10 protein-coding genes and 1 tRNA gene are annotated in these 20645 nt (G+C 72.1%); 8 read left to right on the forward strand and 3 right to left on the reverse strand.

Annotation, left to right across the window (positions count from 1 at the left end):
• Window positions 1-27: 27 nt before the first annotated feature.
• Together rlmB and OG885_RS24945 are read left to right on the forward strand one after the other, a co-directional pair.
• A complete protein-coding gene (gene rlmB, locus OG885_RS24940; protein ID WP_405735149.1) occupies window positions 28-969 on the forward strand; it encodes a 23S rRNA (guanosine(2251)-2'-O)-methyltransferase RlmB in 942 nt (313 codons plus the stop codon).
• A gap of 117 nt (window positions 970-1086) precedes the next feature.
• Window positions 1087-2697, forward strand: a complete 1611-nt coding sequence (locus tag OG885_RS24945; RefSeq protein ID WP_405735152.1) for a DoxX family membrane protein — start codon at window positions 1087-1089, stop codon at window positions 2695-2697.
• A 110-nt stretch (window positions 2698-2807) separates the two neighbouring features.
• Here OG885_RS24945 and OG885_RS24950 read toward each other — a convergent pair whose 3' ends face one another.
• From OG885_RS24950 to OG885_RS24960, 3 genes are all read right to left on the reverse strand, one after another.
• Window positions 2808-3539: an NDP-sugar synthase gene (locus OG885_RS24950; RefSeq protein WP_405735155.1), complete on the reverse strand. Its 732-nt coding sequence runs from the start codon at window positions 3537-3539 to the stop codon at window positions 2808-2810.
• Between the two features lie 72 nt (window positions 3540-3611).
• Window positions 3612-4055 carry a hypothetical protein gene (locus tag OG885_RS24955; RefSeq protein WP_405735158.1) on the reverse strand — a complete coding sequence of 148 codons (444 nt, stop codon included), beginning with the start codon at window positions 4053-4055 and terminating at the stop codon, window positions 3612-3614.
• Window positions 4056-4271: 216 nt separating this feature from the next.
• Entirely contained in the window at window positions 4272-5360 is a 1089-nt protein-coding gene (locus OG885_RS24960; protein ID WP_399962724.1) for an ABC transporter ATP-binding protein, read from the reverse strand.
• Between the two features lie 215 nt (window positions 5361-5575).
• On the opposite strand from OG885_RS24960, the gene OG885_RS24965 reads away from it, so the two are divergent.
• The 6 genes from OG885_RS24965 (at window position 5576) to OG885_RS24990 (ending at window position 20636) form a co-directional block, all read left to right on the forward strand.
• Window positions 5576-5652 (forward strand) — tRNA-Thr (locus OG885_RS24965).
• A 48-nt stretch (window positions 5653-5700) separates the two neighbouring features.
• On the forward strand, window positions 5701-6354 hold the full coding sequence (locus tag OG885_RS24970) for a response regulator transcription factor (protein WP_405735161.1): 654 nt from the start codon (window positions 5701-5703) through the stop codon (window positions 6352-6354).
• A gap of 122 nt (window positions 6355-6476) precedes the next feature.
• Window positions 6477-7130, forward strand: a complete 654-nt coding sequence (locus tag OG885_RS24975) for a response regulator transcription factor (protein WP_399962728.1) — start codon at window positions 6477-6479, stop codon at window positions 7128-7130.
• 1 nt (window position 7131) lies between these two features.
• The gene (locus OG885_RS24980) at window positions 7132-8457 is read left to right on the forward strand and encodes a sensor histidine kinase (RefSeq protein ID WP_405735163.1); all 1326 of its coding nucleotides are present in this window, start codon (window positions 7132-7134) and stop codon (window positions 8455-8457) included.
• A gap of 181 nt (window positions 8458-8638) precedes the next feature.
• A complete protein-coding gene (locus OG885_RS24985; protein ID WP_405735166.1) occupies window positions 8639-18358 on the forward strand; it encodes an amino acid adenylation domain-containing protein in 9720 nt (3239 codons plus the stop codon).
• A gap of 157 nt (window positions 18359-18515) precedes the next feature.
• Window positions 18516-20636, forward strand: coding sequence for a condensation domain-containing protein (locus OG885_RS24990; RefSeq protein WP_405735168.1), 2121 nt, complete (start codon window positions 18516-18518; stop codon window positions 20634-20636).
• Window positions 20637-20645: the final 9 nt, after the last annotated feature.

The raw sequence follows: 20645 nt of genomic DNA on the forward strand, positions 1-20645 counted from the left end.
ATTTCGACGACGTAGGACAGGTAGGTCATGGCAGCCAACAACCGCCGCATGTCCGGCAAGAAGGGCGCGCAGGTCGGCAGTGGCGGCCAGCGGCGCAAGGGTCTCGAGGGCAAGGGGCCGACGCCGCCCGCCGAGATGCGCAAGAAGCACAAGGCGAACCGCATCGCCAACGCCAAGGCGAAGCAGGCGGCGCGCCGACCCGCGCCGCGCGGCCGGGGCGGCAAGGGCACGTCCGAGATGGTCGTCGGCCGTAACCCCGTGGTCGAGGCGCTGCGCGAGGGTGTGCCGGCTTCCACCCTCTACGTCCAGCAGTTCATCGACAACGACGAGCGGGTGCGCGAGGCGCTCCAGCTCGCGGCCGAGCGCGGTGGGATCAACCTCATGGAGGCCCCCCGCCCCGAGCTCGACCGTATGACCAACGGCCTCAACCACCAGGGCCTGGTCCTCCAGGTCCCGCCGTACGAGTACGCGCACCCCGAGGACCTCGCGAGCGCCGCCTACGACGACGGCGAGGACCCGCTGATCGTCGCGCTGGACGGCGTGACCGACCCGCGTAACCTCGGCGCCGTCGTCCGGTCGGTGTCGGCCTTCGGCGGTCATGGTGTCGTCGTGCCCGAGCGCCGCGCGGCCGGGATGACCGCCGGCGCGTGGAAGACGTCCGCCGGTACGGCCGCCCGTACGCCGGTGGCCCGCGCCACCAACCTCACGCGCGCGCTTGAGGGTTACAAGAAGGCGGGCATCGTCGTCGTCGGCCTCGCCGCCGACGGCGAGCACGAGGTCGGCCAACTGGAGGCTCTCGACGGCCCGGTCGTCATCGTGGTCGGCAGCGAGGGCAAGGGCCTGTCCCGACTCGTCGGCGAGACCTGCGACTTCCGGGTGCGGATTCCGATGCCCGGTGGCGCCGAGTCCCTCAATGCCGGTGTGGCGGCCGGGATCGTGCTGTACGAGGCGGCGCGCCGACGGGCCTGAACACGCGTGCCCGTCCTCACCCGTACGGGGTAATCGGGGTGTTCTGCGCAAGCTTGACGGGGTCCGGACAGATCCGGGCAGTCAAAGCAGTGTCCTAAACACACGTCACTCGGTTAGATGAGTGTGGACACCAGAACACCCCGCACACCCACGGGGGACCGCTCGTCGGGCTTCAACTCCGGATTCGCCTCCGGACTCGACGACGCTCCCGCGCTGAGCATGGTGAAGGTGCCGAGCGATCCGGCGCAGATCATCGTCAATCACGCCAGCTTCCGCGTGCAGTTGGGCGCGACGACGAGACGCGCGGCCCAATCCCCGCGGATCGCCCGGCACTTGAGCGCCACCGAGGACACCGCCCGGATGCCCGCCGTCGGTGCGGCGCGCCGCCGACCGGTCGTCTGGAGCGGGAAGTCCGCCCCCGACGACACCGGCGCCCACCGCCTGCTCCAGGCCGTGCGAGGCGGCGTCCGCCCGGTCGAGGAGCCGGCCGCGGACGCCGGCGCCACCCAGGTCATCCCCCGCATCGACGTCGACGGTGGCTACGACCCCGGCTACGACGACGCGTTGACCCAGACCGTCGAGACCCCCGTCGTCGGCGCCCAGCGCACCCACGAGCCCCTGCTGCCCGGCATGCGCACCGTCGGCAGCGCCTACGACGAGGAACTTGCCTACGCGGGCGAGCAGTTCGCCGAAGCCGTCGACGAGGAGACCGGCACCCCCGGCAGGCGCCACGGCGACGACCCCGCCCGGCACGCCTACTACCCGGGCCGCCGGATGAACCTCGGCGTCGTCCTCCTCCCGCTGCGCATCTTCCTCGGCTTCATCTCCATCTACGCCGGCATGGGCAAGCTCTGCGACCCCGTCTACTTCGACGGCGGCAAGCGCGGCTCCATGGTCAAGTGGCTCGACACCCTGCACCCCTGGGAAGTCGCCGAGCCACTGCGCCAGTTCGCCCTGCACCACCCCGTCGGCTCCGGCCTGGTCATCGCCTTCCTCCAGGTCATCGTCGGCGTCCTCACCATCCTCGGCTGCTGGCAGCGCGTCGCCGCCGTCGTCGGCGCCCTGCTCTCCGCCGCGCTGCTCCTCACGGTCAGCTGGAAGAGCGTCCCCGTCTACGACGCGCCGGACATCATCTACCTCGCCGCCTGGTCGCCGCTGATCATCGCCGGCGCCCCCGTCTACTCCATCGACGGCCGCCTCGCCGGCAGCGCCTGGCGCCGCCTCGGACCCCGCTCCGACATCTGGGACCTGCGCCGCTACGTCCTGCGCCGCGGCGCCCTGGTCAGCGCCATCGTCATCGGCCTCACCCTGCTCATCGGCTCGCTCCTCGGCGGTGCCGTCCGCGACGCCGACCGGGTCGTCGTCCCGGGCCCCGGCGAGGCCCCGCGCAACGAACTCCCGGGCTCCCCGCTCCCGCAGGACCCGGCCAAGCACAAGAAGCGCCCCTCGGCCTCCACGTCCCCCACCCAGGGCGCCACGGCCGGCTCCACCCCCACCGGCGCCGCGACCACCCCGGGCGCCACCCGCGACACCAGCACGGCCGGCACCCCCAGCCAGACCCAGGGCACCGGCCAGGCGCCGCCCCAGCAGTCCTCCCCGGCCCAGCAGGCCCCCAGCACCAGTTCGGGACCGACCGGCTCCACCGGCGGCACCGGCTCCAGCGGAGGAACGGACACGGGGGGCACGTCCTCCGGTGAACCGGGCCTGGTAGGCGGCCTGTTGGGGTAGACGGGCCGGTGGGAGGCATCCTCGGGCAACCCACCGGCTGAACCGCAGGCCCGACGACGAAGGGCCCCGCACAGCGACTGTGCGGGGCCCTTCGTGACGTACAGGCTGCTCTAGCGCCCCAGCGCCGCCAACTCCTTGGCGGCTTCCGTCAGATCCTTCGCCGTGTCGATCGCCCGCCAGTACGCGCCCTGCGGGATCGGGAAGCCGGCCAGCCGCAGTTCCCGTGCCAGATGCGGGAACGTCGTCCGCTCGTGGTCCCCGCGCTCCGGGAGCATCTCGGCGAACTCGGGCGAGAAGACGTACACACCGGCGTTGATCTCGTACGTCGTGGGCGGCGCCTCGATGAAGTCGGTGATGTGACCGAACCCGTCGGTCTGCACGGCACCCCACGGGATCCGTGGACGCGCCAGCGCCAGCGTCGCCACCGCGTCGCGCTCGGTGTGGAAGTCCGCCATCTCGCGCAGCGAGAACCGGGTCCAGATGTCACCGTTGGTCGCGTACCAGGGCCTGTCGGGGTGCGGAAGACGCGCCGCCGCGTACTTGAGGCCGCCACCGCGGCCCAGCGGCTCCGGCTCGACGACGGTCGTCACGTTCACCGGCAGATCGGCCGAGTCGAGCCACTGCTGCAGGACATCGGCGAGATGGCCACAGCTGACCACCACGTCGGTCACGCCCTCCTCGGCGAGCCAGACAAGCTGATGGCCGATGATCGGCGTCCCCGTACCGGGGATCTCGACCATCGGCTTGGGCCGGTCGTCGGTGTAGGGGCGCAGCCGTGAACCCTGGCCGCCGGCCAGGACGACGGCTTGAACGGGGCGGGACGCGGCGTTCGGATCGGTCATGACCGAACTGTACGGCGCGTCCCGCTCGCGGCTTGTGCCGGTGACCGTTCAGCTGTTGCGGAGCCAGCCGCCTCAGGTGTGCGAGGCCGCCACACCCGTGGCGAAGGAGGTGTCGCAGACGGGCCGGGCGTACGACTGCGCACGCGTCGGGCCGTACACCCGCACCGCCGCACGGCCCAGCGCGCGGGCGATGGAGGCGCAGTGCCTGGCGAGCGAGGGACGGTCGTTGACCGCCTCCTGGAGGTGGGTGAGCGCGACACCAGGGTTCTCCTCCTGGAGCTCCGCGAGGAGCTTGTCGCGCAGCACGTCCTGCGGGGCTCGGGCCTTCGCACGCGCCGCCGAGATGTCGGAGGCGGTGAGCACCGAGTCCGAGGGGCTCCCCGTCCAGTTGACCCGGGTGACCGCGAGGGTTCCGGAGAGCACCAGGAAGACGGGCAGGACAAGGGCGAGCGTGCGGCCGATACGGCGGGCGGGGCCCCGGCCGCGTCGCGTCTGTTGGTTAGTGGAGTGCTTCACGCGTGTGAGGGTAGCGCGGGGTGATGATTTGGCGACATTTAGTCACCGGTTCGGGGGATGAACTGGTGCCCCGAATTGGGTAAGGGGTTGACGCACACGGCTCGAAATGCCCGTTCTGCCGGGGTATTTGGCGGCCGTCTCGCGCACACGACAAGGGCCCCGCAGACGTCTGCGGGGCCCTTGTCGTCAACCTGGGTGATTTACCCGGGATTCTGCTCAGTCCGACAGACGCGCGCCCGTCGAGGTCGAGAACACGTGGGTCTCGCCCGCGCGCGGCACGACGTGCAGCGTGCTGCCCTTCTCCGGGACGTCACGGCCGCTGACGCGGACGACGAGGTCCTTGGAGTCGTCGCCGACCTTCGCGGTGCCGTAGACGTACGCGTCGGCGCCGAGCTCCTCGACCACGTTGACCGTGACCGCGAGACCCTGCTCCGACTCCGCGCCGGCCACGTCGAAGTGCTCGGGACGGACACCGACGGTGACGGTCTTGTCCGTGGCCGCGGAGAGCGCGTCACGGTCCACCGGCACGACCGACTTGCCGAACTTCACACCGCCGTCGGTGATCGGCACCTCGACCAGGTTCATGGCCGGGGAACCGATGAAGCCGGCGACGAAGAGGTTCGCCGGGCGGTCGTACATGTTGCGCGGGGTGTCGACCTGCTGGAGCAGACCGTCCTTGAGGACCGCCACGCGGTCGCCCATCGTCATGGCCTCGACCTGGTCGTGGGTGACGTAGACCGTGGTGATGCCGAGGCGGCGCTGGAGCGACGCGATCTGCGTACGGGTCGAGACACGGAGCTTGGCGTCGAGGTTCGACAGCGGCTCGTCCATGAGGAAGACCTGCGGCTCACGCACGATGGCGCGACCCATGGCGACACGCTGACGCTGACCACCGGAGAGCGCCTTCGGCTTGCGGCCCAGGTACTCGGTGAGGTCGAGGATCTTCGCCGCGTCCTCGACCTTCTGCTTGATCTCCGCCTTCGGCACGCCGGCGATCTTGAGCGCGAAGCCCATGTTGTCGGCGACCGTCATGTGCGGGTACAGCGCGTAGTTCTGGAACACCATGGCGATGTCCCGGTCCTTGGGCGGCAGGTGCGTGACGTCACGGTCACCGATGCGGATCGCACCGCCGTTGACGTCCTCCAGCCCCGCCAGCATGCGGAGCGAGGTGGACTTGCCGCAGCCGGACGGGCCGACCAGGACGAGGAACTCCCCGTCCTCGATCTGGATGTCGAGCGCGTCTACGGCGGGCTTGTCGGAACCCGGGTAAATCCGGGTCGCCTTGTCGAACGAGACAGTGGCCATGGTGATGGGCCCCCTTCTACCGGCAGGAACGTGCCGGACGATCCGTTGTAGGAAGGTGGTGGTGTAGTCCACGCGAGTGAACTTGGAGGGACGCTACCTGGCGTTTGCCGGATCTGTCAGTAGTCCGGGGCATGTGAACTTCGTCGAAATTTTCGAGAGGGCCCCGCCGGGACCTGGGTACACTGCACGGGCGCGTACGCGACAGACGTACGTCTGCCTCCTTAGCTCAGATGGCCAGAGCAACGCACTTGTAATGCGTAGGTCGTCGGTTCGAATCCGACAGGGGGCTCCAGCAGTCGTTGTTACCCCTGAGTGACCTGGCGGGTGCCAGGGTGGGGGCATGCGGGTACTGATCGTGGAGGACCACAAGGATCTCGCGGAGAGTGTCGCGAGGGGGCTGCGGCGGCATGCGATGGAGGTCGAGCTCGCGCATGACGGTGAGCAGGGGCTGAGCCGGGCCTCCAGCGGGGCCTACGACGTCGTCGTACTCGACCGCGACCTGCCGCTCGTGCACGGTGACGAGATCTGCCGGGCGCTGGTGCGGCAGGGCTGTCCGTCGCGGGTGCTGATGCTCACCGCCGCCGGGACGCTCGCCGACCGGGTCGACGGCCTCGATCTCGGCGCCGACGACTACCTCGCCAAGCCCTTCTCCTTCGCCGAGCTCATCGCCCGTGTCCAGGCCCTGGACAGACGCGACCAGCCCGCCGTACCCCCCGTCCTCGTCCGCGGGGACATCGAGCTCGACCCGGCCCGCCGCACCGTGCTGCGCGGCGGGCGCAGGCTGGAGCTGTCGCCGAAGGAGATGGCCGTCCTGGAGGTGCTGCTCGCCGCCGGCGGTGCCGTCGTCTCCGCCGAGGAACTGCTGGAGCGGGCCTGGGACCGGGAGGCCGACCCGTTCAGCAACGCGGTCAAGGTCACCGTGAGCCGGCTGCGCCGCAAGCTCGGCGACCCACCGGTCATCGAGACGCTCCCGCACGTCGGTTACCGGATCTGAGGACCCCGGCGGGCGTTGTTGCGACGCGGAAGGCCGTACGCCAGCCTGTGAGGGAGGTAACCCGGGTGTGACCGGGGGTGCGGCAGCCTGAGGTCCGTGGCGCGTGTCTCGTAGGGGGAATGATGAGGGTACTGGTGGTCGAGGACCACACGGAGCTCGCGGACTCGATCACCAGAGTCTTCCGCCGCCAGGGCCTCGCCGTCGACACGGCCTACGACGGCGCGACCGCCCTCGACCTCGTCGAGGAGGTCGACTACGACGTCGTCGTCCTCGACCGTGACCTTCCCGACGTGCACGGCGACGAGGTCTGCGGTGAACTCGCCGCCAAGGGCGTGCGCACCAAGGTGCTCATGCTCACGGCCGCCGCCTCCATCGCCGACCGCGTCGAGGGACTCGGCCTGGGCGCCGACGACTACCTCGCCAAGCCCTTCGCCTGGCCCGAACTCCTGGCCCGCACCCGCGCGCTGGGCCGCCGCGCCCACCCGGAGCGGCAGCCCGAACTCGTCCGCGGCGCCCTGCGGCTGGACCCCGCGCGCCGCACCGTCAGCCACTCGGGCACCCAACTGCCCCTCACCACCAAGGAGTTCGGCGTGCTCGCCTATCTGCTCGGCGCCGAGGGACGGACCGTCCCGGCCGACGAGCTGCTCGCCAAGGTGTGGGACGAGGTCGCCGACCCCGGCACCACCACCGTCAAGGCGACCGTCAACCGGCTCCGGTCCAAGCTCCTCGACGCCTCCGTGATCGAGACCGTGCCCGGCCGGGGCTACCGGGTCTGACATGGCGCCGCCCCTCCGCACCCGGCTCGCCCGAGCACGCGACCGCGCCCTGCGCACCGCCCCCGCCTCATGGCTGCGCGCCCTGGCCCGACGCCTGACCCCACGCCGGGTACGGGTCCGCTTCGCGGTCCTCTTCGGCCTGCTGTTCATCGCCTCCGGCGCCGTCCTGCTCGGCATGACCTATCTGCTGGTCAACCGGCCCACCCACAGCAGCGTGGTCAAGTACGAGATCAACGGCGGCGACGGCCTGCAGCCCACGATCCACATCCAGCCCGGCGGCCAGAGCGGCGGCGACGCCCCGCCACCCGAGTTCGCGCTCGACGCCCAGCTGCGCGAACAGGCCGCCCGCATGCACGAGGCCCAGATGCACGACCTGCTCGTGCAGTCCTGTATCGCCCTCGCCATCATGGCCTGTCTCTCCGTCGCGCTCAGCTGGCTGCTGGCCCGCCGGGTGCTGCGCCCCATGCGCACCGTCACCGCCGGCATCCGCAGCATCTCCGCCCGCAACGTCCATGAGCGCCTCGCCGTCGAGGGACCCGGCGACGAGATCAGCGACCTCGCCGACAGCGTCGACGGCCTCCTCGACCGGCTGGAGGCCGCCCTGGAGTCCCACAAACGCTTCGTCGCCAACGCCGCCCACGAACTGCGCACCCCGCTCACCGTGGAACGCGCCCTCCTGGAGGAGTGCCTGCTCGACCCCGACGCCACCGCCGAGTCGTTCCGCGAGAACTTCGAGCGGCTGCTGCGGATCAGCACCCACCAGGGAGCCCTGCTGGAGTCCCTGCTGACCCTGGCCGTCAGCGAGCGGGGCATGGACCGCACCGAGCCCGTCGACCTGGCCGAGGTCGTCGAGACCGTCCTGCTCACCCAACTGCCCCGCACCGAACGGCAGGGCGTACGCATCGCCGACCGCACCGAACCGGCCCAGGTCGCCGGTGACACCGCGCTGCTGGAGCGGCTGGTCGCCAACCTCGTCCACAACGCCGCCTACTACAACGTGCCCGACGGGACCGTGGACGTCACCGTGCGCCGCCACGACCGGCACGCCGTCCTCACCGTCACCAACACCGGCCCCGCCGTCCCCGAGGAACGCGTCGGCCAGCTCTTCGAGCCGTTCCAGCGTATGAGCCGCACCGCGGGCGACGGCCACCACGGCCTCGGCCTCTCGATCGTCCGGGCCATCGCCGCGGCCCACGACGCCGCCCTCACCGCCCGCCCCGGGCCGGCCGGCGGACTCGTCGTCGAACTCTCCTTCCCGCTCCTTGTCAAGGACGGGGAGCGATATGCGGTCTGGCCGCAGCCCCGCGCGGCAACCGCGTCCAAGTGACCAGAACGGCCGGTTGGACGACGCCGTCCGCTAGGTATCGTTCTGATTGACCGGCCCCGGTCGAGAACGGATTCAGGCGACGTTTCACCGGGCCTTTCGGTCCACGGGGTGAGATTCCCAGGAGCTTCCCGAGTGGAAGCTCTTTTCCTTTGGCAAGGGAATTAGGGGTGAGGGGCGGAAAATGAGCGAGCGAACCGGCGGCGGCATTTCCCTGTCCGACAGCCAGGAGGGCATCTGGCGGGCACAGCGCCTGGCGGGCCCCCGCGCGCTCTACAGCGTCGGGCAGGCCGTCGAGATCACAGGCGCGCTCGACGTGCCCGCCTTCGGGACCGCGCTGCGTCGCACGGTCGAGGAGACCGAGATCCTGGGCGTGCGCTTCGTCGAGGACGCGGAGGGCGAGGCGCGGGCCGTGCCGCGGGACGCCGGGCGTCGAGGGCCGGGAGCGCTGCGCTTCGAGGAGTGGGACGAGGCCGACGGTGATCGGCGGACGTGGCTCGAAGGCCGTATGCGTGCCGAACTCGCCGCGGTGGAGAATCCGCTTGCGGAACGGCTGCACTCGTTCGTGCTCTTCAGAATTGATTCCGGTCGGTACTGCTGGTTCCAGGGCTATAACCACCTTCTCCTCGACGGATACGCGTGCACGCTGATCGCCCGCCGGGTTGCCGAGTTGTATTCCGCGATCGTGGCGGGCCGGGAATTCCCGCCGGCCGGTGTCGTCTCGTTGAGCGAGGCCCTTGACGAGGAGGAGCGATACCGGAACTCGGCCGAATTCGCGGATGATCGGCGTTATCTGAACGGACGATTCTCGGACCGTCCGGAATTGGCGGAGGTCGCAGGCCTTTCCGGCGGCTCCGGCCACGCCGTGCTGCGCGCGAGTGGCGCTCTGGCACCCGTCGCCGTGGACGCGCTGCTCACCACCGCGGCCGACGCCGGCCTGCCGACGTCCCGGCTGCTCGTCGCCGCCGCCGGCGCCTTCGTGAGCGGCATGGCCGGGTCGTCCGAGGCGCTCCTCAGCCTGCCCATGACCGGCCGCGTGACCGACACCGACCTGCACGCACGCCTCACCCGGGCGAACATGCTGCCCCTACGGTTCCCGGTCCCGGCCGGGGCGAGCCTGCTCGACCTCGCACGGACCGCCGACGAGGCCGTCGGCGAGCTGCGCCGACACCAGCGCTACCGGGGTGAGCGGCTGCGCCGCGAACTGGGCTGGCCGGAAGGCGACCGCTGGCACTTCGGTCCGTACGTCAACATCCTGCCGCCCGCCGGGGAGCTGGCCTTCGGCGACTGCCGGGGCGTGGCACGGGACGTGTCCACCCGGGTCGTCGAGGACTTCGGCGTGCTCATCGACCGGACGCCCTCGGGCATCGAGATCACCGTCGAGGCGAACGCGGCGCTCTACGACCAGGCATGGACGCGGGCGGTCCACCGGTCCCTCGTCGGCTTCGTCGAGCGGGCGGTCAGGCAGCCTTCGGCGCCGGTGCGGCGGGTCGGGGTGACGGGGGATGACGAACGCGGCCTGGTGGTGGGGGAGTGGAACGCCACGGGGCGGGTGCTTGAGCCGGGTTCGGTGGTGGAGCGGTTCCGGGGGTGGGTGGCTGAGGCTCCAGGGGCGGTGGCGCTGTGGTCCGGGGGGCGTGCGCTGTCGTATGCCGAGGTGGATGCGCGGTCGGATGCGCTCGCGCGTGGGTTGGTGGCGCGTGGGGTGCGGGCGGAGTCGCGGGTGGGGCTGTGCCTGCCGCGTGGTGCCGAGATGGTCGTGGCGATTTTGGGGGTGTGGAAGGCCGGTGGGGCGTATGTGCCCCTTGATCCGGAGTATCCGTCGGATCGGTTGGCGTTCATGGTCGCGGACAGTGCGGCTGAGGTGGTGCTGGTCTCTGCGGAGACGGCCGGTCGTGTAGCCGGGGGTGTGCTGCTGGACGAGGTGGTGAGTGAGTCCGGTGTGCTGCCGGAGGTCGGCTCCGGTCAACTCGCCTACGTCATCTATACGTCCGGCTCGACCGGCCGTCCCAAGGGCGTCGCCGTCGCGCACGCCTCCGTGGCCAACCTCGCGTCCGTGATGCGTCCCGTTCTCGGCGTCGAACCCGGCGTCACGGCCTTGCAGTTCGCGTCGTTCAGCTTCGACGCGGCGGTGCTCGATGTTGCCGTCACCCTCGCTGCTGGGGGCACCCTGGCGATCGCCTCGGCGGAGGAGCGCCAGGACGCGGCTGCTCTGGCGGCCATGGTGGAGGCGGCCGGGGTGACGGTGGCGAGTGTGGTGCCGTCGCTGCTGGGGGCGTTGGAGCCGGGTGCCGTTGCCGGGGTCGGCAACTGGGTCCTGGGCGCTGAGCGCCTGGAGGCCGGGCTGGCGGCGAAGTGGCGTGCGGGTGCTCGGGTGTGGAACACGTACGGGCCGACCGAGGCCACCGTGATCACGACTGCGGTGCTGCTCGAAGAGGGCATCACGGGTGAGGATGCTCCGCCTGCGATTGGTCGGCCTTTGGGCAACGTCCGTACGTATGTGCTGGATGCGTTTTTGCGGGCTGTGCCGGTGGGTGTGGTGGGTGAGTTGTATGTCGCTGGTGGTGGTCTGGCGCGCGGCTATGTGAACCGTCCGGATCTGACGGCGGAACGGTTCGTCGCTTGTCCGTTCGAGGCTGGTGGCGGGCGGATGTATCGCTCCGGTGACCTGGCTCGGTGGACGGCGGACGGGCAGCTGGAGTTCGTGGGGCGTGCGGATGCGCAGGTGAAGATCCGTGGGTTCCGGGTGGAGTTGGGTGAGGTCGAGGCCGTTCTCGCTGCGCATCCGGGGGTGGAGCGGGCGGTGGCTGTCGTACGCGATGGCCGTCTGGTCGGGTACGTCGTCGGGGACGCGGAAGGTGAGGACGTACGGGCGTATGCCGGTACTCGGTTGCCGGAGTACATGGTGCCGTCGGTGGTCGTCGTGCTCGACGCGTTCCCCTTGACGGTGAACGGGAAGGTCGACCGGGCCGCCCTGCCGGTGCCCGAGGGTGTGGTGCGGGCTGGGCGGGCGCCGTCCACTGCGGGCGAGGAGGTGCTGTGCGCCCTGTTCGCGGAGTTGCTCGGGGTGGAGCGCGTGGGGGCGGAGGAGAGCTTCTTCGCGCTGGGCGGTGACTCGATCACGGCGATGCTGCTGGTGTCGCGGGCTCGTCGGGCGGGTCTGGTGGTCGGGGCCCGGCAGGTGCACGAGCTGCGGACGCCTGCGGCGCTGGCCGCGGTGGCGGGGGCGGTCGGTGGGGTGGCCAGTGGTTCGGTGGGTGGTGCTCGGCCGGTCGACTCGGCCGTGGGTGAGGTGCCGCTGACGCCGGTGATGCGGGAGCTGCTGGACCGCGTCGGTGCCGACGGTGTGCGCGAGGTCGTGCAGTCGATGGTGGTGGAGGCGCCGGCGGGGCTGGACGAGGTGGCGCTGCGGGGTGCGGTGGCGGCTCTGGTGGAGCGGCATGAGGTGTTGCGGGCGCGGCTGGCGGCGGAGCGCGGGATGCTCGTCGTGCCTGAGCGGTTGATGGTGCCGGTTGAGCGGGTGGTGACGCGGGTTCCGGACGGCGGTGCGGATCCGGCGGCGTCGGCTGGGGCGGAGGTCGCTGCTGCTGTGCGGCGGCTGGATCCCGCGGCCGGGGTGATGGTGCAGGTGGTGTGGGTGGACGCGGGGGCCGAGGTGGCGGGGCGGCTGGTCGTGGTGGCCTGTCATCTGGTCGTCGACGCGGTGTCCTGGCAGGTGCTGCTGCCGGATCTGTGGTCCGCGTACGAGAGCCTCGCCGAGGGGCGGGCCGTGGACTTGGACCCGGTTCCGGTGTCGTTCCGGGCGTGGGCACGGGAGTTGGCGGCGCAGGCGGGGCGGCCGGAGCGGCTGGCCGAGCTGGCGTCCTGGCGGGCGGTGCTGGACGGGCCGCACGCACCGCTGACCGACGTGCCGCTGGACCCGGCCCTGGATGTCGGCGCGACGGTGCGTGAGGTGTCGGTGTCGATGCCGGCGGACGTCACGGCCGCGCTGCTGAGGGTGGTGCCGACGGCGTTCCATGCCGGGGTGGACGAGGTGCTGCTCGCAGGTCTCGCCGACGCGGTCGGCGCGTGGGCCGGGGTGGACGGGTTCCTGGTGGACGTCGAGGGACACGGCCGCGAGCCGTTGTCGGACGGCGACGGCGTCCAGGACCTGTCCCGGACGGTGGGATGGTTCACGTCCTCCCGTCCGGTGCGGTTGCGCGCGGGCGCCGGTATGTCGGTGCCCGAGGTGAAGGAGCGGGTGCGGGCCGTTCCCGGGGACGGGCTCGGCTACGGGCTGCTGCGGTACGGCCGTCCGGACACGGCAGGGGAGTTGGCGGCCCTGCCGTCGGCTCAGGTCGGCTTCAACTTCCTCGGGAGAGCGGGCGCCGGGGAGGGCTTCGGAGCCGGGAGCGCGCCGGACGCCTCGGTGATGCACGCCCTGGAGCTGCTGGGCGCGGTACACGACACGGAGGACGGTCCGGTGCTGGAGCTGCGGCTGGACTGCCCGGCGCGGCTGCTGGGCGAGGGCCGGGCGCGTGGACTGCTGGAGGCGTGGGCGGACCGGCTCGCCACGCTGGTCGCGGACGTCCGGCGCGGGGCGGGCGGCCACTCGCCGTCGGACTTCCCGCTGGTCGCGCTGGACCAGGCGGGCGTCGACGAGATCGAGGCGACGGTCACGGGAGGACTGGTGGACGTCCTCCCCGTCGCGCCGCTCCAGGAGGGCCTGCTGTTCCACTCGCTCTTCGACGAGGACGGCGTGGACGTCTATGTCGAGCAGCTCGTCCTGACGCTCGACGGCGAGGTGGACGGAGCCCGACTGCGCGCCTCCTGGCAGACGCTGCTCGACCGGCATACGGCGTTGCGGGCCGGGTTCGTCCAGGTCGCGGGCGCGGCGGGACCCGTGCAGGTCGTGGTCGACCGGGCCGAACTGCCGTGGCGCGAGGTCGATGTGACAGGCCTGACGTGCCTGGACGATGACGCGGCGGACCGGGTGGCCGTCGCTGAGCGGGCCGCGCGGTTCGACCTGGCGGCACCGCCGCTGCTGCGGGTGGCGCTGGTCCGTGAGGGCGCGGCGCGGTCGAGGATGGTCGTCACGCTCCACCATCTGCTGCTGGACGGCTGGTCGTTGCCGCTGGTGTTGCGGGAGTTGTGGACGCTCTACGCGGCCGGCGGCCGAGCGGACGGGCTCGGTACGCCGGTGTCGTCGCGCCCGTACTGGGCGTGGCTCGCCGGACGGGACAAGACGGCGGCGCTGGCGGCGTGGCGGGCCGAACTGGCGCCGGTCGAGGAGTCGGTGCTCGTCGCCCCGGCCGAGCCGAGCGCGGCGACGTCCGTCGTCCTGGACCGGGTCACCGAGTGCACGAGCGTCGACCTGTTGCGCGATCTGGAGCGGCTCGCCCGTGGCACCGGCGTGACCCTGAACACGGTGGTGCAGCTGGCCTGGGGGCTGGTGCTGGGGCAGCTGACGGGCCGGCGTTCGGTGACGTTCGGAGCGACGGTGGCGGGGCGCCCGGCGGAACTCACGGGCATGGAGACGATGCTCGGCCTGTTCATCAACACCCTGCCGGTGCGCGTCGATCTGGACCCGGCCCGTCCGGTGGGCGAGGCCCTGACGGAACTGCACGCACGGCAGTCGGCGCTGCTCGACCATCAGCACGTGGGGCTGAGCGAGGTGCAGCGCGCCGCGGGCCCCGGCGCGACCTTCGACACCCTGCTGGCCTTCGAGAACTACCCGGGCGACCTCGACGCCCAGCCCCTCGGCGCCGGCCTCGCGCTCACGGCCACGGAACTCCGTGAGTCGACCAACTTCGCGCTGGCCCTGGGTGTCACCCCCGGCGACGGCCTGGAGATCCGCCTCGACCACCGCGCCGACCTCTTCGATCGCCCCGCCGCTGAGCGGATGGCCCGCCGACTGGTGCGGGTGCTGGAGCAGGTGGCGGCCGATCCGCTGCTGCGGCTGAGCGCTCTGGATCTGCTGGACGACTCCGAGCGGGCTGCGGTGGTGGGGGAGTGGAACGCGACGGGGCGGGAGGTGGATGCGTCGTCGGTGGTGGAGCGGTTCCGGGGGTGGGTGGCTGAGGCTCCGGGGGCGGTGGCGCTGTGGTCGGGGGGCCGGGCGTTGTCGTATGCGGAGGTGGATGTTCGGTCGGATGCGGTGGCGCGTGGGTTGGTGGCGCGTGGGGTGCGGGCGGAGTCGCGGGTGGGGCTGTGCTTGCCGCGTGGTGCCGAGATGGTCGTGGCGATTTTGGGGGTGTGGAAGGCCGGTGGGGCGTATGTGCCCCTTGATCCGGAGTATCCGTCGGATCGGTTGGCGTTCATGGTCGCGGACAGCGGGGCTGAGGTGGTGCTGGTCTCTGAGGAGACGGCTGGTCGTGTGCCGGTGGGTGTGGTGCTGGATGAGGTGGTGAGTGACTCCGGTGTGCTGCCGGAGGTGGGCTCGGACCAGCTGGCCTATGTGATCTATACGTCGGGCTCGACGGGGCGGCCGAAGGGTGTGGCTGTCGCGCATGCTTCCGTGGCGAATCTGGCGTCGGTGATGAGGCCCGTTCTGGGTGTCGAACCTAGTGTCACGGCGTTGCAGTTCGCGTCGTTCAGTTTCGACGCGGCGGTGCTGGATGTGGCGGTCACGCTGGCGGGTGGTGGCACGTTGGCGATCGCCACCTCCGAGGAGCGGCTGGACCCCGCTGCCCTGGCCGGGATGCTTCAGGAAGCCGGGGTGACGGTGGCGAGTGTGGTGCCGTCGCTGCTCGGGGCGTTGGAGCCGGATGCTGTTGCCGGGGTCGGGAACTGGGTGCTGGGTGCCGAGCGGCTGGAGGCGGGGCTGGCGGCGAAGTGGCGTGCGGGTGCTCGGGTGTGGAACACGTACGGGCCGACCGAGGCGACCGTGATCACGACTGCGGTGTTGTTGGAGGAGGGGATCTCGGGTGGGGACGTTCCGCCTGCGATTGGTCGGCCTTTGGGCAATGTCCGTACGTATGTGTTGGATGCGTTTTTGCGGCCGGTGCCGGTGGGTGTGGTGGGTGAGTTGTATGTCGCTGGTGGTGGTCTGGCGCGGGGGTATGTGAATCGGCCTGGCTTGACGGCGGAACGGTTCGTCGCGTGTCCGTTCGAGGGTGGTGGGGGGCGGATGTATCGCTCCGGTGACCTGGCTCGGTGGACTGCGGATGGTCGGTTGGAGTTCGTGGGGCGTGCGGATGCGCAGGTGAAGATCCGTGGGTTCCGGGTGGAGTTGGGTGAGGTCGAGGCCGTTCTCGCTGCGCATCCGGGGGTGGAGCGGGCGGTGGCGGTTGTACGGGATGGCCGTCTGGTGGGGTACGTCGTCGGTGGCGTGGCGGGTGAGGACGTACGGGCGCATGCGGCGACCCGGTTGCCGGAGTACATGGTGCCGTCGGTGGTCGTCGTGCTCGACGCGTTCCCCTTGACGGTGAACGGCAAGGTGGATCGGGCCCTCCTGCCGGTGCCGGAGGTCGCGGCGGGTGAGGTGCGGGCGCCCGAGAGCTCCGCGGAGAAGGCGTTCTGCGAGCTGTTCGCCGAGGTGCTGGGGCTGGAGAAGGTCGGGGTCGGGGACGGGTTCTTCGAGCTGGGCGGTGACTCGATCATGTCGATGCTGCTGGCTTCCCGTGCGCGGCGGGCCGGGTGGGTGGTGACGCCTCGCCAGGTCTTCGAGGAGAAGACACCGGAGCGGCTGGCGCTGGTGGCGGTCGTGACCGGGGACGGGGCGGAGGAGGCCGAGGACGGCGGTGTCGGTGAGGTGCCGTGGACGCCGGTGATGCGGTCCCTGGGTGCGGACGCGCTGCGGGCGGGGTTCGCGCAGTGGATGGCGGTCGGGGCGCCTGCCGGGCTGGGGACGGAGGTGCTGACGGCGGGGCTGGCGGCGGTGCTGGCCGTGCACCCCATGCTGCGGGGCGGTGTGCGGGGCGGGGCCGACGGCCACCCGGTGCTGGTCGTGCCGGAGGCCGACGCGGTGGATCTGTCCGGCCGGGTGGTGCGGGTGGACGCCGTCGGTGTTCCCGACGGCGGCCTCGACGACGTGGCTGGGGAGGCGGCCCGGGCCGCGGTCGCGGCGCTGGACCCGGCGGCGGGTGTCATGGTGCGCGCGGTGTGGGTGGACGCCGGACCGGACCGCGTCGGCCGGGTGGTCGTCGTGGCTCATCACCTGGTGGTCGACGGGGTGTCGTGGCGGGTGCTGATGCCGGATCTGCGGGCGGCCTGCGAGGCCGTGGCCGCGGGACGGAAGCCGGAGGGTGTCCTGGAGTCGGGTGGCGCTTCCTTCCGGTCCTGGGCGCGGCAGTTGGAGCGGTCGGCGCTTCGCGCGGAGCGGGTGGCGGAGCTGGACGGCTGGGTGGAGCTGCTGGCTGGGGCTGGTGGGCGGCGGGTGGCCGGGGTCGATGGGTCGCGGGTGGCTGGCGCTGACGGGTTGCAGGGGGCCGGGGCCGACGGGGCGTGGGTGGCCGGGGTTGATGGGCCGCAGGCGTCCGGGACCGGCGGGTTGCAGGGGGCTGGGGCCGGCGAGTCGTGGGTGGCTGGTGCCGACGGGGTGCGGGCGGCTGGGGCTGGTGGGCGGCGGGTGGTTGGGGTCGATGGGTCGCGGGTGGCTGGCGCTGACGGGTTGCAGGGGGCCGGGGCCGACGGGGCGTGGGTGGCCGGGGTTGATGGGCCGCAGGCGTCCGGGACCGGCGGGTTGCAGGGGGCTGGGGCCGGCGAGTCGTGGGTGGCTGGTGCCGACGGGGTGCGGGCGGCTGGGGCTGGTGGGCGTCGGGTGGTTGGGGTCGATGGGTCGCGGGTGGCTGGCGCTGACGGGTTGCAGGGGGCCGGGGCCGACGGGGCGTGGGTGGCCGGGGTTGATGGGCCGCAGGCGCCCGGGACCGGCGGGTTGCAGGCGGCCGGGGCCGGTGAGTCGTGGGTGGCTGGTGCCGACGGGGTGCGGGCGGCCGGGGTTGATGGGCGGCCGGTGGTCGGGGCCGACAGGTTGCAGGCGCCCGGGACCGGTGCGAAGCATGTGGCCGGGGTCGATGGGGCCGATGCGGCGCAGGTGGACGGGGGCGGTGGGCTGTCGGTGGTTGGGGCGCGGGGGTTGGATCCGGGGCGTGACACCGTCCGGACTCTCTCCCGCCGTGAGTGGACGCTGGCCGCCGAGCGCAGTGCCGTTCTGGTGGGGCGTACCCCGGCGCTCTTCCACTGCGGAGTGCACGAGGTGCTGCTGGCGACGTTGGCGGGTGCCGTGGCGCGCCGGCGTCCGCAGGCCGGTGTCGGTGGGCTGCTGGTGGATGTGGAGGCGCACGGCCGGGAGCCGTTGGCGGAGGGCATGGACGTGTCCCGGACGGTGGGCTGGTTCACGGCGGTGCATCCGCTGCTGCTGGACGTGTCGGATCTGGACCTGGACGATGCCGCGGCCGGCGGTGCCTGCGCCGGTGCGCTGGTCAAACGGGTGAAGGAGCAGGTGCAGGCGGTACCGGGGGACGGCCTCGGACACGGTCTGCTGCGCTGGGCGAACCCGGACACGGCACGGGTGCTGGCGGATCTGCCCGTGCCGGAGATCGGCTTCAACTATCTGGGCCGGTTCGCCGCCGCCGGGCCGGACGACGGACCGGTCCGCGCCTGGCAGACGGCCGGGGGCGCGGCGATGGCCGGTACGGCGGACCCCGACATGCCGGTGGCGCATGCGCTGGAGGCCGGCGCCGTGGTGGCGGACACCGCGGACGGGCCGCTGCTCACCCTCACGCTGAGCTGGCCCGGAGGGCTGCTCGACGAGAGCCGGGCGGAGTGTCTGGGCCGGGCCTGGCTGGAGCTGCTGGAAGGCGTCGCCGCGCACACCGCGGACCCGTCGGCCGGCGGCCACACCCCCTCCGACTTCGCGCTGCTGGATCTCGACCAGGACGAGATCGAGGCCCTCGAGTCCGAGTTCGCCGACGACCACCACTGACCGCACCAGTTCACTCTTCCTCTTCTCTCCCTCCCTTCCCTCCCTCCCTTCCCTCCCTGGCGCCCGCTCCGGGCCGCCCCTTTTACGACTTCTGTCCTTTGACGCTCTGTTCGTGCTGCCGAACCGAAGCTGTTACCGCTGTGAGGAGATCTACGCGATGACCCGGACTCGGAACGCCATCGAAGACATCTGGCCGCTGTCGCCCCTGCAGGAGGGACTGCTGTTCCACGCGGCCTTCGGGGACGGGGCGTCCGACGTGTACGCGGGACAGCGGGCCCTCGCCCTCGACGGACCGCTGGACGTCGCCCGGCTCCGCCGCTCCTGGGAGAGCCTGATCGCCCGGCACGGCGCGCTGCGGGCCGGCTTTCGCCGGCGCAGGTCGGGGCAGGCGGTACAGGTCGTCGCCCGGCACGTGGAACTCCCTTGGCGGGAAGCCGACTTGAGCGGGCTGCCGCAGGAGGAGGCGGAGGCCGAGGCGGCCCGGCTCTCCGCGGCCGAACTGTCGGCCGGCTTCGATCTCGAGCGGGGTCCGCTGCTGCGGCTGCTGCTGATCCGCCTCGGCGGGCGGCGCCACCGACTGGTGATGACGACCCATCACATCGTGCTGGACGGATGGTCGTTGCCGATCCTGGTGGGCGAGCTGTCGACGCTGTACCGGGCCGGAGGCGAGGCCGGGGCGCTGCCCCCGGTCCGCTCCTACAAGGATTACCTGGCCTGGCTGGGCCGCCAGGACCGGGAGGCGGCCCGGGCCGCGTGGCGCACGGAGCTGGCGGGGGCGGACGAACCCACCCTGGTCGCCCCGGCCGACCCCGCCCGGGCACCGCTGCGGCCGGAGGCGCTGACCGTCGAATGCAGCGCGGAACTGACCCGGGCGCTGGAGACACTGGCCCGTGACCACGGGGTCACCATGGCCACGGTGGTGCAGAGTGCGTGGGCCCTGGTCCTCGCCCGGCTGTCCGGACGCCAGGACGTGGTCTTCGGCACCACGGTCGCCGGCCGCCCCACGGACCTGCCCGGCGCCGACTCGCTCATCGGCCTGTTCATCAACACCCTGCCGGTCCGCGTCGAGCTGACCGGCGGCCAGTCCGTCGCCGACCTGCTGCGTACCCTGCAAGCCCGCCAGGTCGCCCTCCTGGGCCACCAGCACCTCGGCCTCACCGAGATCCGGCAACTCACCGGGCCCGGCGCCGAGTTCGACACACTCGTCGTGTACGAGAACTACCCGCGCCCGGCGGACGCGGAGCCGGACGGCCCCGACGCCCTCACCATCCGGCTCGACGGCCGGACCAGGGACGCCAGCCACTACCCCCTCGGCCTGATCGTCGGACCGGGCGAGCGGCTGGAACTGCAACTCGACCACCGCACCGACCTGTTCGACCGGGCCCGCGCCGAACAGGTGCTCGCCGCGCTCCAGCAGGTACTCGAAGGCTTCGCGGCCGACCCGCGCACACCGCTGGCCCGCATCGGCCTGCTGACCGGCGACGAACTGACCCTTGTCACCCGGGACTGGCAGGACATCCAGCCCGAGGCGCCCACCGGGACACTGCCCGAACTCCTCGCCGGGCAGGTGCGCCGCACACCGGACGCGATGGCCCTGGACTCGGACGAGCGGACGTACGGTTACGCCGAACTCCAGGACGAGGCGGGCCGCCTGGCCCGGCACCTGATCACTCTGGGGGTGGGGCCCGAGCGCCGGGTCGCCGTGGTCGCCGAACGGTCGGCGGACACCGTCGTCGCGCTCCTCGCCGTCTCCATGGCCGGCGGCGCCTTCGTCCCCCTCGACCCCGGGCACCCCGCGGACCGCCTCGCCCTCGTCCTGGAGGATGCCGACCCGGTCGCCGTGCTCTGCACCGAGACCGGCCGCGCGCTGCTGCCGCAGGCCGCCCGGGACCGAGCGATCGCCCTCGACGACCCGCAGGTCGTGGCAGCGGTGGCCCGCCAGGCCCCCGGCCCGGTGACCGACACCGAACGCACGGCGCCGCTGCGCCCCGCCAACGCCGCCTACGTCATCCACACCTCGGGTTCGACGGGGCGGCCGAAGGGTGTGGTGGTGTCGCATGCGGGGTTGGTGAATCTGGCGGGTGCGCAGATTGAGCGGTTTGCGGTGGGTGTGGGTTCGCGGGTGTTGCAGTTTGCGTCGTTGAGTTTCGATGCGGCGGTGTCGGAGTTGTGCATGGCGTGGGGTGCGGGTGGGGTGTTGGTGGTTGCGGGGGTTGGGGGTTGCCGCCGCGGGTGTCGTTGGGTGAGGCGTTGGTGCGGTCTGGTGCGTCGCATGTGACGGTGCCGC

This window comes from Streptomyces sp. NBC_00028 (genome assembly GCF_045041065.1).
Lineage (GTDB): Bacteria > Actinomycetota > Actinomycetes > Streptomycetales > Streptomycetaceae > Streptomyces.